The organism is Pontibacter sp. JAM-7 (genome assembly GCF_048548695.2).
GTDB lineage: Bacteria > Pseudomonadota > Gammaproteobacteria > Pseudomonadales > Balneatricaceae > Neptuniibacter.
Genome location: NZ_JBLYIF020000001.1, coordinates 403,776 through 418,106, shown reverse-complemented (window position 1 = coordinate 418,106; position 14,331 = coordinate 403,776). Strand labels below are relative to the sequence as shown.

At 52.9% G+C, this 14,331-nt stretch carries 17 protein-coding genes; 8 read left to right on the top strand and 9 right to left on the bottom strand.

All coding sequences use genetic code 11. From position 1 onward, the window contains the following. Positions 1 to 16 precede the first annotated feature (16 nt). Positions 17 to 733 carry a tRNA (guanosine(18)-2'-O)-methyltransferase TrmH gene (gene trmH, locus ACFVYJ_RS01795; protein ID WP_419414470.1) on the bottom strand — a complete coding sequence of 239 codons (717 nt, stop codon included), beginning with the start codon at positions 731 to 733 and terminating at the stop codon, positions 17 to 19. A 129-nt stretch (positions 734 to 862) separates the two neighbouring features. On the opposite strand from trmH, the gene ACFVYJ_RS01790 reads away from it, so the two are divergent. From ACFVYJ_RS01790 to arsJ, 5 genes are all read left to right on the top strand, one after another. Next, positions 863 to 1,732: a prephenate dehydratase gene (locus ACFVYJ_RS01790; protein ID WP_419414469.1), complete on the top strand. Its 870-nt coding sequence runs from the start codon at positions 863 to 865 to the stop codon at positions 1,730 to 1,732. Between the two features lie 434 nt (positions 1,733 to 2,166). Then, positions 2,167 to 2,493: a metalloregulator ArsR/SmtB family transcription factor gene (locus ACFVYJ_RS01785; RefSeq protein WP_419414468.1), complete on the top strand. Its 327-nt coding sequence runs from the start codon at positions 2,167 to 2,169 to the stop codon at positions 2,491 to 2,493. A gap of 49 nt (positions 2,494 to 2,542) precedes the next feature. Next, entirely contained in the window at positions 2,543 to 3,580 is a 1,038-nt protein-coding gene (arsB, locus tag ACFVYJ_RS01780) for an ACR3 family arsenite efflux transporter (protein WP_419414467.1), read from the top strand. A 39-nt stretch (positions 3,581 to 3,619) separates the two neighbouring features. Further along, positions 3,620 to 4,633: an ArsJ-associated glyceraldehyde-3-phosphate dehydrogenase gene (locus ACFVYJ_RS01775; protein WP_419414466.1), complete on the top strand. Its 1,014-nt coding sequence runs from the start codon at positions 3,620 to 3,622 to the stop codon at positions 4,631 to 4,633. 26 nt (positions 4,634 to 4,659) lie between these two features. Beyond that, positions 4,660 to 5,826 carry an organoarsenical effux MFS transporter ArsJ gene (arsJ, locus tag ACFVYJ_RS01770; RefSeq protein WP_419414465.1) on the top strand — a complete coding sequence of 389 codons (1,167 nt, stop codon included), beginning with the start codon at positions 4,660 to 4,662 and terminating at the stop codon, positions 5,824 to 5,826. A 7-nt stretch (positions 5,827 to 5,833) separates the two neighbouring features. Here arsJ and mobA read toward each other — a convergent pair whose 3' ends face one another. The 8 genes from mobA to ACFVYJ_RS01730 form a co-directional block, all read right to left on the bottom strand. Continuing rightward, positions 5,834 to 6,427: a molybdenum cofactor guanylyltransferase MobA gene (mobA, locus tag ACFVYJ_RS01765; RefSeq protein WP_419414464.1), complete on the bottom strand. Its 594-nt coding sequence runs from the start codon at positions 6,425 to 6,427 to the stop codon at positions 5,834 to 5,836. A gap of 3 nt (positions 6,428 to 6,430) precedes the next feature. Continuing rightward, positions 6,431 to 7,240, bottom strand: a complete 810-nt coding sequence (gene tcdA, locus ACFVYJ_RS01760) for a tRNA cyclic N6-threonylcarbamoyladenosine(37) synthase TcdA (RefSeq protein WP_419414463.1) — start codon at positions 7,238 to 7,240, stop codon at positions 6,431 to 6,433. Positions 7,241 to 7,249: 9 nt separating this feature from the next. Continuing rightward, positions 7,250 to 7,474, bottom strand: coding sequence for a hypothetical protein (locus ACFVYJ_RS01755; protein ID WP_419414462.1), 225 nt, complete (start codon positions 7,472 to 7,474; stop codon positions 7,250 to 7,252). Beyond that, the gene (locus ACFVYJ_RS01750; RefSeq protein WP_419414461.1) at positions 7,471 to 8,166 is read right to left on the bottom strand and encodes a TIGR01621 family pseudouridine synthase; all 696 of its coding nucleotides are present in this window, start codon (positions 8,164 to 8,166) and stop codon (positions 7,471 to 7,473) included. Before ACFVYJ_RS01750 ends, ACFVYJ_RS01755 begins: the two co-directional genes overlap by 4 nt. A 67-nt stretch (positions 8,167 to 8,233) precedes the next feature. Further along, on the bottom strand, positions 8,234 to 8,620 hold the full coding sequence (locus ACFVYJ_RS01745; RefSeq protein WP_419414460.1) for a hypothetical protein: 387 nt from the start codon (positions 8,618 to 8,620) through the stop codon (positions 8,234 to 8,236). A 100-nt stretch (positions 8,621 to 8,720) separates the two neighbouring features. Next, positions 8,721 to 9,428, bottom strand: coding sequence for a DnaA regulatory inactivator Hda (gene hda / locus ACFVYJ_RS01740; protein ID WP_419414459.1), 708 nt, complete (start codon positions 9,426 to 9,428; stop codon positions 8,721 to 8,723). Beyond that, positions 9,415 to 10,563 (bottom strand): AI-2E family transporter, encoded by a 1,149-nt coding sequence (locus ACFVYJ_RS01735; RefSeq protein ID WP_419414458.1) that lies wholly within the window; start codon positions 10,561 to 10,563, stop codon positions 9,415 to 9,417. Before ACFVYJ_RS01735 ends, hda begins: the two co-directional genes overlap by 14 nt. A gap of 3 nt (positions 10,564 to 10,566) precedes the next feature. After that, the gene (locus ACFVYJ_RS01730) at positions 10,567 to 11,631 is read right to left on the bottom strand and encodes a DUF2066 domain-containing protein (protein WP_419414457.1); all 1,065 of its coding nucleotides are present in this window, start codon (positions 11,629 to 11,631) and stop codon (positions 10,567 to 10,569) included. 235 nt (positions 11,632 to 11,866) lie between these two features. On the opposite strand from ACFVYJ_RS01730, the gene purM reads away from it, so the two are divergent. The 3 genes from purM to ACFVYJ_RS01715 are packed head-to-tail and all read left to right on the top strand — an operon-like array spanning position 11,867 to position 14,316. Beyond that, positions 11,867 to 12,916 (top strand): phosphoribosylformylglycinamidine cyclo-ligase, encoded by a 1,050-nt coding sequence (gene purM / locus ACFVYJ_RS01725; RefSeq protein ID WP_419414456.1) that lies wholly within the window; start codon positions 11,867 to 11,869, stop codon positions 12,914 to 12,916. 15 nt (positions 12,917 to 12,931) lie between these two features. Further along, entirely contained in the window at positions 12,932 to 13,579 is a 648-nt protein-coding gene (purN, locus tag ACFVYJ_RS01720) for a phosphoribosylglycinamide formyltransferase (RefSeq protein WP_419414455.1), read from the top strand. Between the two features lie 5 nt (positions 13,580 to 13,584). Next, positions 13,585 to 14,316, top strand: coding sequence for a DUF3108 domain-containing protein (locus ACFVYJ_RS01715; protein ID WP_419414454.1), 732 nt, complete (start codon positions 13,585 to 13,587; stop codon positions 14,314 to 14,316). The last annotated feature ends 15 nt before the right edge of the window (positions 14,317 to 14,331 follow it).

Genomic DNA, 14,331 nt, shown 5'->3' with positions numbered 1-14,331 from the left:
CCAATTGGAGGTTGTTTCAGACTGGCTCTTGAGACCAATCAAACCGGGCAGCCTGCCCCGCCTGTACCGCCTGATGCCAGCGCGGCGCATCCACCAATTCACCCTCTGCATTGTAGGGTGGATAGGCCAGCTCATGCTGGCGACAGAAACGCGCCAGTTCTCGGTGATCCCATTCAAACAGGCAACGCTGTATCTCATCATCCGATAAACTGGGGCTGTCATAGCAGCCTGCCACCATGCGCTGGTGCTGAGCTTCAGCCAGAATAATGCCTGCCGCTGTGGATACATTCAGTGACTGTACCGCACCCAGCATAGGAATCACCACATGCACATCCGCCAACTCGGCTGCCCGTTCACTGACACCGAATTTCTCCGCCCCCAATAACAGCGCGCAGGGCTGAGTATAATCAAACGATCGGTACGCAATGGCGCGTTCCGAAAAATGTGCCGCGACCAAGGTCATGCCCTGAGCCTTGATCCTGTCATAGGCCGATTGAAAAGTGTCATGTTGCTGACACTTTACATACCTATCGCTGCCTGAAGCTGTGCCCCGATAATTGCGATAACCGACCTCTGGCACCACTGTATGGATGAGGTGCATACCCACCGCATCAGCATTACGCATCAAAGCAGACAGGTTACGCGGTTTATTCACCTGATCAGCAATCAGTGTGAAATCGATTTGGCGGCGTTGCAGAAGCTGGCGCAAAGTTTCCAAGCGTTGCGGTGTCATGACGGGGTTATCCAGTCGCCGGGGAAGGCAGCATTATACCGGAGTTAACGTTTCGTCCACAGCCAGATATCGCCCCATCCCACAGGCCTGTGCCATAATAGGCGCCTAAATAATTGTGAAGACCTGACCATGACCGATCTGCCAGCCATCATCGCTTATCAGGGTGTACCCGGAGCATACTCTCATCTATCCTGCCGCACGGCTTTTCCGGAACTGCAGCCATACGCCTGCAACACCTTTTCCGACGCCATGTTTATGGTAGAACGGGGTGAAGCACGGCTGGCGATGATTCCGCTGGAAAACTCTACAGCGGGCCGGGTTGAAGAGATCTATCGGCTGATGCCCCAAAGCAAACTGCATATTGTCGGTGAGCATTTTGAGCCGGTGAACCACTGCCTGCTCGGCCTGCCGGACAGCACGCTGCAGACTATCGAATCAGTGTCATCTCACCCCCAGGCCCTGGCGCAGTGCCTGCAACATACTACCGAGCTAGGCCTTGACGCAGTTGCCAGCCTGGATACAGCCGGTGCGGCAGAACAACTCAGTCAGTCCGGCAATACCTCTCAGGCCGCGATTGCGTCCAGCCTGGCAGCCGAGCTGTACGGCCTGAAAATTCTACGCGACAACTTCCAGGATAAATCGGGCAATACCACTCGGTTCCTGATTCTGGCGCGTGACAGCCACATGCCGATATTAGAAACGGATATCCGTTTCATGACCTCCCTGCTGTTTACGGTGCGCAACATCCCCGCTGCCCTCTACAAAGCACTGGGCGGTTTTGCCACCAACGGGGTTAATATGTTGAAACTGGAAAGTTATATGGCGTCAGATACCATGCAGGTTTCCAGCTTCCATTTGGATGTGGAAGGCCACCCCCATGACAAAGCGATGCGCTATGCCCTGCAGGAACTAGACTTCTTTGCCAAAGAAGTAAGGATTCTGGGTACCTATCCATGGCACCCATTCCGGCTACAACGGGATCAGATCATCGAGGAATAGAAAACCCTGTTTATTTTTTATACATCGGTAAACCTTACACAAATACAGGTTGATCGAGTTATACCAAGGTATAAACCCTTACCCTGCTTTCAGTACAAAAGTTTCATATTGCGGCGCACAAAAAAACTCGATACTAAAACTGCACTTAAGCTTTGGCCGTTCTGGACATGACGCGGCCAAGAGCTCATCTGCATCCCATCTTCAACTCTGGCATCGCCACGAGTTAACGCATTTTAGCCCCTCCCCGTGAGGGGTTTTTTTATCCGCATTCAGCCTACTGCTTGAGTCAGACGACGTAGAGTACCACCGACCTTGCCGGCACAAGCGCTTACGCAGTCACCCCGCCGGACAGAACACGCCACATAACGCCAAAAAAAACTTGTCTGCTACCCTGTATAGATTAATATATGGTTATCCGTATATTGGAATATTGCATGAACGATAGTGTGCCTTTTTTTAAAGCCATGGCCGATGCCACCCGCCTGCAGGTGATACTACTGGTATCCGTGCTGGATGAATTATGCGTCTGTGAACTGACAGCAAGGTTGCAGTTAAGCCAACCCAAAATCTCCCGGCATCTAGCTCTGCTACGCACTACTGGGCTATTACAAGATGAACGACGCGGGCAATGGGTATTTTACCGGCTGCACCCAGCACTACCTGACTGGTGCAAACAGGTTATCGCTGCAGCGGCGCAGAACCATTCCGAGTGGTTACAGCAACAACAGGCAATTGCCAGACAGCTTAATTGCTGCGACTAATCAGACAAAATTTACCAAGACAAAAAAGCGCACGATCAGAGGGATTTTCATGGGTATTTTCGAGCGTTATCTGACCCTTTGGGTCGGACTCTGCATCCTGACCGGAGTCATACTGGGCAACCTTATCCCTGGTTTGTTTGCCACGGTTGCCAGCTTAGAAGTGGCCCACGTTAACCTGGTGGTCGCGCTGTTTATCTGGATCATGATCTATCCCATGATGGTGCAGATCGATTTCAGTGCCATCAAGGATGTCGGTAAAAAACCTAAAGGGGTATTCCTGACTCTGACGATAAACTGGCTGATCAAACCTTTCACCATGGCAGCATTAGGTTGGTTGTTTTTCAGAGTCGTTTTTGCCGGCTGGGTAGATCCACAAACTGCCGGTGAATACATCGCTGGTATGATTTTGTTAGGCGTTGCTCCCTGCACCGCTATGGTGTTTGTCTGGAGCCAGCTGACCAAAGGCGATCCGAATTACACACTGGTTCAGGTGTCAGTAAACGACATCATTATGGTTTTTGCTTTTGCTCCCATCGCCGCATTCCTGCTAGGGGTCAGTGATATCCATGTCCCCTGGCAAACCCTGCTTTTGTCGGTGCTGCTGTATGTGGTACTGCCACTGGCCGCCGGGGTCTTGACCCGCCGTCACTTGGAACGCCGTGGTGATGACCAGCAGCTGAACGCCTTGCTGCAGCGGCTAAAACCCTGGTCAATACTGGGCTTATTGGCAACAGTGATACTGCTGTTTGGTTTTCAGGCAGGTACCCTTATCAGTCAACCACAAACCATTGTGCTGATTGCAATACCGTTGCTGATACAAACCTATGGCATATTTGTCATCGCTTATGCCGCCGCTTATTGGCTACGCCTGCCCTACCAGGTAGCAGCACCCGCTTGCCTGATCGGCACTTCAAATTTCTTCGAGCTGGCAGTCGCGGTAGCGATCTCATTATTCGGCCTGCATTCAGGCGCTGCCCTGGCCACCGTGGTTGGCGTATTAGTTGAGGTGCCGGTAATGCTGTCACTGGTGGCGTTTGCCAACCGCACCCAACACTGGTTTACCCGAGCCAGCCACCATGCCAAATAATCGCTACCAACGATAACCACTCATATTACGGAGAGCACTATGACCATAAAAGTCGGTATTAACGGCTTCGGCCGAATGGGCCGTTTAACCATGCGGGCGTTATTCGACCACACCAATGTGCAGATCGTCAGTATCAATGACCCCGCAGGCGATGCCGCAACCCTCGCACACCTGCTGAATTTCGATTCTGTGCATGGCCGCTGGCAACATGAAGCCGAGGCTGAAAACAGCCATATGGTGATAGCCGGGCAACGTATTCAGGTCAGCCAGTTCTCGACCATTGCCGAAGGTGACTGGTCCGCTTGTGACCTAGTCATTGAAGCCTCAGGCAAGATGAAAAGCAAAGCACTGCTGCAGGCTTATTTGGATCAAGGGGTGCAGCGCGTAGTCGTCACTGCACCCGTCAAAGAGGAAGGCGTACTTAATATCGTTATGGGTGTGAATGATGACCTCTATGATCCCGCGCAGCACCGCATTGTGACTGCGGCGTCATGCACCACCAACTGCCTTGCGCCAGTGGTGCAAGTCATTCATCAGCACCTGGGTATCCGGCACGGCAGCATGACCACGATCCATGACATCACTAATACCCAGACCATACTCGATGCCCCACATAAGGATCTGCGCCGCGCCCGCGCCTGTGGCATGAGCCTGATCCCCACCACTACCGGCTCAGCAACTGCTATTACGCATATTTTCCCTGAACTGACGGGCAAGCTGAATGGTCATGCCATCCGGGTGCCACTGGCCAATGCCTCTATCACCGACTGTGTTTTTGAGGTAGAACGCGCCACCACCGCAGCAGAAGTGAACGCCCTGTTTAAAGCAGCGGCGGAGAACGAACTCAAAGATATTCTGGGCTACGAAGAGCGACCGCTGGTATCCATCGATTACAAAACGGATCCTCGCTCCAGCATTATCGATGCCCTGTCCACCATGGTGGTAAATAACACTCAGGTCAAAATTTACGCTTGGTATGACAATGAATGGGGCTATGCCAACCGTACGGCTGAGCTGGTGAGGAAAGTCGTCCATCTGGACCAACTGGCCTAAACATGCTGCAACGAACCACACATGCAATGCGTCAGTATCTTTTGGTGACAGCAAATTACTGGGCATTTACCCTGACCGACGGTGCCTTGCGGATGCTGGTGCTGCTGCACTTTCATCAGTTGGGTTACAGCCCCTTGCAGATCGCCATGCTGTTTCTGTTTTATGAATTTTTCGGCGTGGTAACCAATTTGGTCGGTGGCTGGTTAGGTGCCCGGATCGGACTCAACAGAACCATGAATATTGGCCTTGGCCTGCAACTGCTCGCGCTGTTGATGCTCGCCCTGCCCAACACCTGGCTCAGTGTCGCCTGGGTGATGGCAGCACAGGCGCTCTCGGGGATCGCCAAAGACCTGAATAAGATGAGCGCCAAAAGCGCCGTTAAATTGTTCGCTGGCAATGCAGAAAACCAGTTATTCCGGTGGGTGGCGGTGTTAACCGGGTCCAAAAATACCCTGAAGGGTTGCGGTTTTTTTATGGGGGCTTTACTGCTGCAACTGGCAGGCTTTAATGGGGCAATATGGCTGATGTTTACCGGTTTGATGCTGGTGTGGCTTGGCAGTCTGTTGCTGTTACAACAGGATCTTGGCAAGGCCAAAAACAAACCCAAATTCCGTGAGGTATTCTCGAAAAGCCGGGCAATCAATCAACTGTCGGCAGCACGGCTATGCCTGTTTGCCGCGCGGGATGTCTGGTTTGTAGTCGCCCTGCCAATCTACCTGCACCAGTCATTCGGCTGGGATTTCTGGCAGGTGGGTGGCTTTCTGGCATTGTGGATCATTGCCTATGGTGCGGTGCAGTCACTCTCGCCTTGGCTGCTCGGTTCACGTAGCAAAACGGATGGCAGCGCCGCTACTCTATGGGCTGCGGTACTGAGTCTGGTTCCGCTACTGATTGCTATCGGATTGGACTGGCAACCGCAACTGATCTTACTTGGTGGTCTGGCACTGTTCGGGCTGGTTTTTGCCATTAACAGCGCCTTGCACAGCTACCTGATTGTGGATTATGCCAGTGTCGAAGGCGTGTCGATGGATGTGGGATTTTATTATATGGCGAATGCCGGTGGTCGCTTACTGGGAACCGTACTGTCCGGTGTGGTGTTTCAATATTGGGGGTTAGCAGCCTGCCTACTGATCTCAGCTGGCTTATTAATGCTGACGACAATGCTTTCAATCGCCTTGCCCCGGCAAACCTGAGGCAACCTCAACCCTCTAATGCGGCGAGCTCTTCAGGCCGATTAAGGTTGATAAAAGCATCTGCCTGATCAGAAAAATCCACCACCGCCGGGTGTTGGTCCATGACCCAGCGCCCCACTTTGCGCTCGCCATTGTGCAAGGCCTGTTGCAGACTGGCCAGTACATCACGCCGTAACAACACCACGACCGGCTGCAGCCGTTCACCATCATGCGCCACGACGACAGAGCACTGCTCACGACCTGAAGCCTGCCATAAGCGGCTAAGCAGGTCAGTGGGCAATTGCGGCATATCACAGGGCGCAAACAACACCCAGGGCTCTTCGGTGTGCATCAAACCACTGACGAACCCCTGGAGTGGCCCCTCATACTGATCATTCAGATCAGAGATTACCGGCCAACCCAAAGACTGATATGACTCGGGATTTCGATTCACATTAATCAGACAGCGGCGCACCTGTGGCTCGATCCGCTGCAGAACATGACTGATCAGGGGTTGCCCTTTGAGCGGCAGCCAAGCCTTGTCGACCCCCCCCATACGACGCGACAGTCCACCGGAAAGAATAACGGCGGGAATCACGGGCAGATGGGTGTTATCAGACATGGGCTACTGCTGCTGCGACTGTTGTTGCTGACGTAACTGTTTTTGCTGCAATTTGAACAGTACCCGAGCGGCGGCAGCAAAACCAAAACTGGCAGTGACGCAGGTAGAGGCACCAAAACCACCGGCACAATCCAGCCTTACCTGCCCCGCTTCGAGACTTTTCTGCTGGCAGACACTGCCATCCGGTTGCGGGTAGACCAGTTGTTCATGGGAAAACACACATTCGACCCCAAACTTGCGACCACTCTTACTGAAACCGTGCTCCCTGCGTAACAGCGAACGCACCTTGGCCGCCAGTGGGTCGTGTTGCGTTTTACTCAGGTCAGTAATCTCAATTTTGGTGGGGTCAATTTGGCCTCCGGCGCCACCCACGGTAATCAACGGAATCTTGTGATAGCGACAATGCGCGATCAAGGCGACTTTTTCCCTCACACTGTCGATCGCATCAATCACATAATCAAACCCGGTGGCGACCAATTCAGCGAGGTTGTCACGGGTGATAAAGTCTTCAACTTCATGCACCTGACACGCCGGATTAATCAATCGAATACGCTCTGCCATCACCTCTGTTTTTGGCCGGCCAATCGTCCCATCCAGTGCATGTATCTGACGATTGGTATTGGTGATACAGATATCATCCAGATCGATCAGGGTAAGCAGTCCTACACCGCTACGCGCCAGAGCTTCCGCTGCCCATGAACCCACACCACCAATACCGATAACACAGACATGCGCCTGACGATAATAGTCAGTGCAGTCACTGCCATAGAGGCGACGGATACCGCCAAAGCGGTTATCGTAATCACTCGTCAAAACCTGCTCCTAAAACGACTCATCGGTCAGCTCAGTGATCACGGGCTGACCGCAACCCGTGCAGCGCCCTTCAATAAAAATGGTATGTTTCTGCTCATACTCAACCGGATCGGTCATCCCCAGATCCACCCCCTGGCAGTGATCACACCAAGTCTGCTGCAAAAACGCCTGTTGTTCTTCAGCATCCCGGGCGTAAAAATCGCGTTCAACGCGGCTATCATCAGTCATGGTCATGAATGTCCTCGCGGTATGGTCGGCCAGTCCAGCGCTGACGGCTGGGCATAATGCTGTTCAATCAGCGTCCGACAAGACTGATCAAAGTATTGCCCATTACTGGGCGGACTGCATACGGTGACCGGTTGTCCATCCCAGTGAAACTGCAGACTGTAGGCATGCAGATAGGTTCTATCGATCCCCTGCGATGCAGAGTGATACTGCCAATCACCCAAAATAGGCGCACCTTCACTTTTCAAAGCCACCCGTAACTGGTGCGTTTTTCCGGTATGGGGCTTAAGCAAAAACAGGCGCAGGCCGGAAGATAAAGAGGTACTGAAAAACTGCGTAATGGCAGGATTTTCCCGACTGCGTAATAGCTTCCAGCCACCCCGGCGGCTACGTTCCATATCACCAACAATCAAACCCTGCTTACGGCGGGGCTTCTGATCAGAAATTGCCAGATAAAATTTTTCCACCTCACGGCGGGCAAACTGTTGCGACAGCAGCGATGCTGCTTGCGGGTGTTTGGCAAACAATAAAACTCCAGATGTCACCTTATCCAGCCGGTGTACCGGCAGTAATGCCGACAATGCCAGATCAGCCTTGATCTGCATAACCAGACCAGACTCTGCCTGATCTTTATGCATAGCGACACCGGGGGCTTTATCCACCACCAGGAAGTCTGCAGTTTCTTGAATAATTCGGTACACAGGCAGGTCCGTTAAAAAACGGCATAATGCGGCAGGACGTAAGCAAATTCAACCAAAGCGAAGGCTATTACTTCGCCCGATCCTTCAGCTGTTGCAGCAGGTCAGGTGCTTGCGGGGTAAATACCTGAATCACCACCTTGGCTGCGTCAGCCTTAGACAGATCATCGTGCCCGGCAGTATAGACGAGTGTCAGGCAAGCAGCATTGTCTTCATTCACACGGAACTGGCTAAACCGTTCATCCTTACGTTTGATATTCAGAAATTTGACCTGTTTGGACAACAGCACTATGCGCTTTTCACTCAGCACCAGACTGCCCTTGTACCAATCACGCCCCAGCAGCCGATCCTTTTTATCCAGATAAGCCAGGGTAAAACGGACTTCAGGTTCTGCGATGAGAATACCCTCTAATTTCAGTTTTTTTAGGTATTTCTCAGGTATATGCCGGTTTTTCATAGCCACCTCATAGATGCGGTTAGCGACAGGCCGCAGTATCCAGATACAAGCTAGCATTTGAAAGCAACTTAGATGAATTTTTAATGACAGTCTTCGCCGATTACAGTCCGGTGACTTCTTTGACAAAGGGAATAGTAACTTTGCGCTTGGCACTCAATGAAGCCTGATCCAGCTGATCAATTAACAGCGACAGGTCCTTCATATCCCGGCTGGCATGATGCAGCAGGTAGCGTGCAACATCATCAGAAAAGGTCATACCCCGGGCAGCCGCGCGCTGCTGTAGCACGCTAAGTTTATCCTCGTCCGCCAGTGGCTGTAACTGAAACACCACACCCCAGCTCAGGCGGGATGCCAAATCCGGTAAGTTGATGGCTAACTGGCGCGGGGCGGCATTGGCGGCAATTAACAAGGTATTACCCTGTTCCCGAATCCGGTTAAAGAAGTGAAACAAGCCTTCCTCCCATGCCGGATCACCTGCCACGTGTTGCAGATGATCAATACACACCAGATCGAGATGCTCCATCCCCTCCAGCACTCCGGGTCCCAGTGCGCTTAGCTCTTCCAGCGGCAGATAAGCAGCACTGCGGCCCAGTGGCTCAGCAAGGTGACAGCTGGCCTGAAGCAAATGGCTGCAACCACAGCCCAGACCACCCCAAAGATAAAGAAAGGTTTCACCCTCACCACTGGCCGACTGCTGTAACTGATTACAGGCCAGCTCATTACCAGTGGCGCAGAAATTAGCAAAACGAGCATCATCCCGCAGACTGATATGCAGTGGCAGTTGAAATGGAGTTTCAGTCGACTTCACGTTGCGGTTCTACCTGCTCTTCTATGACACGCTCATCCGGTGCTGTACCAGGCACCACCAGGTCGGGCTGGGCAGATCCTGAAGCTGTGTGATACAGGGCGCTATTTTTGTAGTCATCATGCAGATGTCTCAGTAACACCATAATCACCGCCGCCACCGGCAGTGCCAGCAATACCCCGACAAAACCAAACAACTGACCACCGGCCATAATCGCGAAAATCACGGCAACCGGATGCAAACCGATACGGTCGCCCACCAGCAGGGGTGTCAACAGCATGCCTTCCAGCATCTGACCGATTACAAATACCAGGCCGACCCATACCAGCACCGTTGGGTCCTGAAACTGCATCAGTGCCGCCGCTACCGCCACTACGATGCCAATAATAAAACCCATGTAAGGCACAATACTGGCAAGGCCGGCGATCATACCCACCAACAGCGCCAAATCAAGCCCTACCAGCCACAAACCGATTGAATAAACTGTGCCCAGCGCCACCATAACCAGCAGCTGCCCTTTCATAAAAGCACCGAGTACTTCATCAGATTCACGGGCCCAAAGCGCTATGCGGGGCTCAACACTGCGCGGCAACAGGTGACCAATTTTTTCCATCATCACATCCCAGTCACGCAACAGATAAAAGGTCACCACCGGAATCAGTACCAAGTTAGCCGTCCAGGCAACCACGGCCATACCTGAACGAGTGATCTGAGCCAGCAGCTGCGCCAGTATGTCTCCTGTGGTTTGCCACTCTGCCACCAGAATCTGTCTCAAAGTAGCAATCTGGAAAGTCGCAGGATCAACACCAAAGTTGCTGACCAGCCAGGGTAGAACCTGTTGTTCGAACAACTGCAACAGTTGCGGCGTCCGCTCGATGAGTACCCGAATCTGGTAACTTAGCTGCGGTAACAGCACCAGCACCAATCCGACCAGTACCAACGTCAACACAATGAATACCGCAACCACCGCACTGGTTCGGCTGCAACCGACTGCCTCTAGTCGGTCAGCTGCAGGGTCAGCCAGATATGCCAGTAACGCGCCTACCAAAAAAGGGGTCAAAATAGGGGATAACAGATAGATCAGGCCGGCAGCCACCAGTCCCACAGCGAGCATAAAACCATGTTGATACTGCAACATCATCTACTCCTGCCAGCGATAACTGTAAGTTTGGGCACCATCACTGTTGCGCAGGATATCCAGCAAAACCAGCCGGCTGTCGAGAGAGATCGCCTGCTGTAACTGTTGTTCACTGCCTTCCAATTGCAACCTCAGGGTTACCATGCCGCTGCCGATTTCAGCAGGGTTCACTGCCTTGACTAATGGCAGGCTCTGCAACAGATCTACCAGCCTCAGATACGCATCAAAAGTTGATACATTGCTCACCTGCAAAGCGACGCCGGACTGATAAAAACTCAAATCTGCCTGCGCCATCGGCGCAAATAACTGATCGGCGGTCTGTTGCAGCATCTCCGATAGTACCTGTTCCGGGGTTCCACTGGTGCTCTGACGCTGCGGGGTGCCTCGGTTAATCAGTATCCAACTAAGCTCAGTGCTGCCATTAGCTTGATACTGTAGCCGTGCAGCCAGCACAACATCGGGCAGATAACGCAATGACGCATCCTCGACCGGAGTGGCGAACAACCCCCAAAGATCACTGACCGGCAGGCTGGCCTGATCTTCCAAATCCAGTAACGGCAACTGCAGAGGAACCCCTCGTTCAGCAGCCACCTGTTGCAGAGTCGGATAGTAACGACTGTCAGTCCCCATCAATTCAGGATTGCCATAGAGATCAGATGCCAGCCACAACAATACCGTGGGGCGCTGCTCGCCCACCAATGCCACGCCCGCCCGCTGCAGCAAGTCGTTCACTGCCACTGCCGAGAACTCCAGTGTCAATTGCTGCAACCGTTGCGTGCCTTGCTCATTCTGGCTGATTTGGGTGGTTGTCTGGTAGGCATAGCGCTCCAGGTAGGCTGACGCACTCGCTAACTGCTGTTGCAACAGCGGTTTACCCAGCAAGCCACGCTGGCCGGATACCTTCACCAACACCTGACTTAACCCCTCGCGCAAGTGTCCGGCTTCCGGCGCGGTGTTCTGTTCCGGCACCAGTAATTTGGCCTGATAGAGTTGAGAAACCATGCCCGCCTGAGCAAGGCTACTCAGGCACAGTGCCAGCAACGCGAACAATAGGGATCTTTTTTTCATGCAAATTCCTTGTTTACCCGGTCAATCCTGCCCGTTTACCTCAAGGCTGAACACCTCCCGGACACCTGCACTCCGTCAGTTTCAGCCTGTCAGGGCTACTCTACCACATCCAACCTGCGGCGCAGTGCCTGTTTACTTTTATGAGACAGATTTGGACGTGTATTCACTGGCCATAACCGTTAGAATACGCGCAATATTTTCTCACCTCCCCTTGCAGGTTAAAGGTTATTTACCCATGTCTAATGGTTCTGACAACAGCTCGCTGAGCTACAAGGATGCCGGCGTTGATATTGATGCCGGCAATGCACTGGTTGAACGTATCAAAGGTGTTGCCAAGCGCACTGCTCGTCCCGAAGTAATGGGCGGTCTCGGTGGCTTTGGCGCTCTCTGCCGGATTCCCGAAGGCTACCGTAAACCCGTGCTGGTATCCGGTACAGATGGTGTTGGGACCAAACTGCGCCTGGCGATGGATCTGGGCAAGCATGACACCATCGGTATCGATCTGGTGGCCATGTGTGTCAACGACCTGGTCGTTGCCGGTGCTGAGCCACTCTACTTCCTGGATTACTATGCCACCGGCAAACTGAATGTCGAAACCGCTGCGGATGTAGTCAGCGGTATCGGTCAGGGCTGTGAATTAGCTGGCGCGGCACTGGTGGGCGGTGAAACCGCTGAGATGCCAGGCATGTATGAAGGTGAAGATTACGATCTGGCCGGATTCTGTACCGGCATTGTCGAAGAAGACGACATCATCGATGGCAGCAAGGTCGCCGTAGGGGATGCCCTGATCGGTCTCGCCTCCTCCGGCCCACACTCCAACGGTTACTCCCTGATTCGGAAAATAATTGAAGTCAGTGGCGCAGCCCTGGACAGTGATCTGGACGGCCAGCCATTGTCTGATGCACTCATGGCACCGACCCGCATCTACGTTAAACCGCTGCTGAAACTAATCCGCGAATGCCAGGTCAACGCCCTGTCTCACATAACGGGTGGCGGCCTGCTGGAAAATATCCCCCGCGTACTACCGGATAATGCTAAGGCGGTCATTGATATTAACTCTTGGCAGATGCCTGCTGTCTTCACCTGGCTACAGGAACAGGGCAATGTCGACAGCCGTGAAATGTACCGTACTTTCAACTGCGGTGTTGGCATGGTTATCTGCGTGCCTGCTGAGCAGAAACATGCGGCACTGACACTGCTGAACGCAGCCGGTGAGCAGGCTTGGATCATTGGCCATATCGCCAGTGCTGCCCCTGACGAAGAACAAGTGGAATTGGTCGGATAGGACACCTGATCCTCCATGAGCAAAAACATTGTGGTACTGATCTCCGGCAGCGGCAGCAACCTGCAGGCGATCATTGATGCGGTGACAAACGGTCGGATCAACGGCCGTATCGCCGCCGTATTCAGTAACAAAGCAGATGCCTATGGCTTGCAGCGTGCACGTAAAGCAGGCATTCATACCGTCGCCATCAACCACCAGAACTTTGTCGACCGTCTGAGTTTCGATCAGGCGATGATCGCTGAAATTGATCGGCATCAGCCGGACCTGGTGGTACTGGCCGGTTTTATGCGTATTTTAACGCCGCAATTTGTCCGTCATTACGAAGGCCGGTTATTTAATATTCATCCCTCATTGCTGCCAAAATATAAAGGCCTGCATACCCATCAACGGGCACTGGAAGCTGGTGACCAGCACCATGGCTGTACGGTGCACTTTGTTACCGAAGAGTTGGACGGTGGCCCGCTGGCTGTTCAGGGCAGGGTCAGCATAGATAAGGAAGATACGGTAGAAAGCCTGCAGCAGAAAGTGCACCGGGTAGAACACCAGATCTACCCGCTAGCAGTTGAATGGTTCTGCGCTGACCGGTTAAAGTGGACACCGGAAGGCATTGAGCTGGACCAACGCCGCTTGCCCGCTGAAGGCTACCAACTGTCCAACGGATAAATATAATGGATGTTATGCGCCGTATACTTCTACTCCCCCTACTGGCGGTAGTGTGCAACCTGCCTCTATCGCTGTCAGCTGCACCTCTGCCTGCCGTACTGCAGCCCTTTGTCGCTGACTACACTATTGACTGGAATGGCGGTCTGGCGATGAGCGGCACCACCATGCGCAGCCTGAAACAACAAACAGCAACGACCTGGCAGTTTAAATCCAGTGCCACATCGTTGCTGGCCGGTATCGAAGAAACCACTCAGGTTGAATGGCACAAGCAACGGATTCGGCCGCTGAATTACCAATACCGCCGCAGCGTGTTGGGCAAAAAGCGCAAAGTCGACATTAGCTTCGACTGGGCCAAACAAGAAGCCACCAATACCGTCAAAAATAAACCCTGGAAAATGCCCGTCAGTGATCAGGTGCAGGACAAGTTGAGCTACCAGCTTTTACTGCAACAGCTATTGGCCGAGGGGAAAACCGAGTTTGAATTTGATGTGGCGGATGGCGGTCACCTCAAGCAATACCGCTTTGCCGTCAATGGCGAAGAAATTATCACCGCACCCATTGGTAAGTTCAACGCGGTCCGTGTTGACAGAATTCATGATGAAGACAGTGATCGAAAAACCCTGATCTGGTTTGCCCCTGAGCTTAACTATCAGATCATCAAGCTGCATCATGTCGAAGACAAGGGCAAAGAGTATACGCTGTTACTGCAGAAGCTGGTGACAGATAACCCGCCCTGATTAAGTGCGACTGGC

Excerpts from the sequence above, each read along its gene's own strand:
- trmH (WP_419414470.1), bottom strand. The coding sequence starts at position 733 with ATGACACCGCAACGCTTGGAAACTTTGCGCCAGCTTCTGCAACGCCGC.
- ACFVYJ_RS01790 (WP_419414469.1), top strand. The coding sequence starts at position 863 with ATGACCGATCTGCCAGCCATCATCGCTTATCAGGGTGTACCCGGAGCA.
- ACFVYJ_RS01785 (WP_419414468.1), top strand. The coding sequence starts at position 2,167 with ATGAACGATAGTGTGCCTTTTTTTAAAGCCATGGCCGATGCCACCCGC.
- arsB (WP_419414467.1), top strand. The coding sequence starts at position 2,543 with ATGGGTATTTTCGAGCGTTATCTGACCCTTTGGGTCGGACTCTGCATC.
- ACFVYJ_RS01775 (WP_419414466.1), top strand. The coding sequence starts at position 3,620 with ATGACCATAAAAGTCGGTATTAACGGCTTCGGCCGAATGGGCCGTTTA.
- arsJ (WP_419414465.1), top strand. The coding sequence starts at position 4,660 with ATGCGTCAGTATCTTTTGGTGACAGCAAATTACTGGGCATTTACCCTG.
- mobA (WP_419414464.1), bottom strand. The coding sequence starts at position 6,427 with ATGTCTGATAACACCCATCTGCCCGTGATTCCCGCCGTTATTCTTTCC.
- ACFVYJ_RS01755 (WP_419414462.1), bottom strand. The coding sequence starts at position 7,474 with ATGACCATGACTGATGATAGCCGCGTTGAACGCGATTTTTACGCCCGG.
- ACFVYJ_RS01745 (WP_419414460.1), bottom strand. The coding sequence starts at position 8,620 with ATGAAAAACCGGCATATACCTGAGAAATACCTAAAAAAACTGAAATTA.
- ACFVYJ_RS01735 (WP_419414458.1), bottom strand. The coding sequence starts at position 10,563 with ATGTTGCAGTATCAACATGGTTTTATGCTCGCTGTGGGACTGGTGGCT.
- ACFVYJ_RS01730 (WP_419414457.1), bottom strand. The coding sequence starts at position 11,631 with ATGAAAAAAAGATCCCTATTGTTCGCGTTGCTGGCACTGTGCCTGAGT.
- purM (WP_419414456.1), top strand. The coding sequence starts at position 11,867 with ATGTCTAATGGTTCTGACAACAGCTCGCTGAGCTACAAGGATGCCGGC.
- purN (WP_419414455.1), top strand. The coding sequence starts at position 12,932 with ATGAGCAAAAACATTGTGGTACTGATCTCCGGCAGCGGCAGCAACCTG.
- ACFVYJ_RS01715 (WP_419414454.1), top strand. The coding sequence starts at position 13,585 with ATGGATGTTATGCGCCGTATACTTCTACTCCCCCTACTGGCGGTAGTG.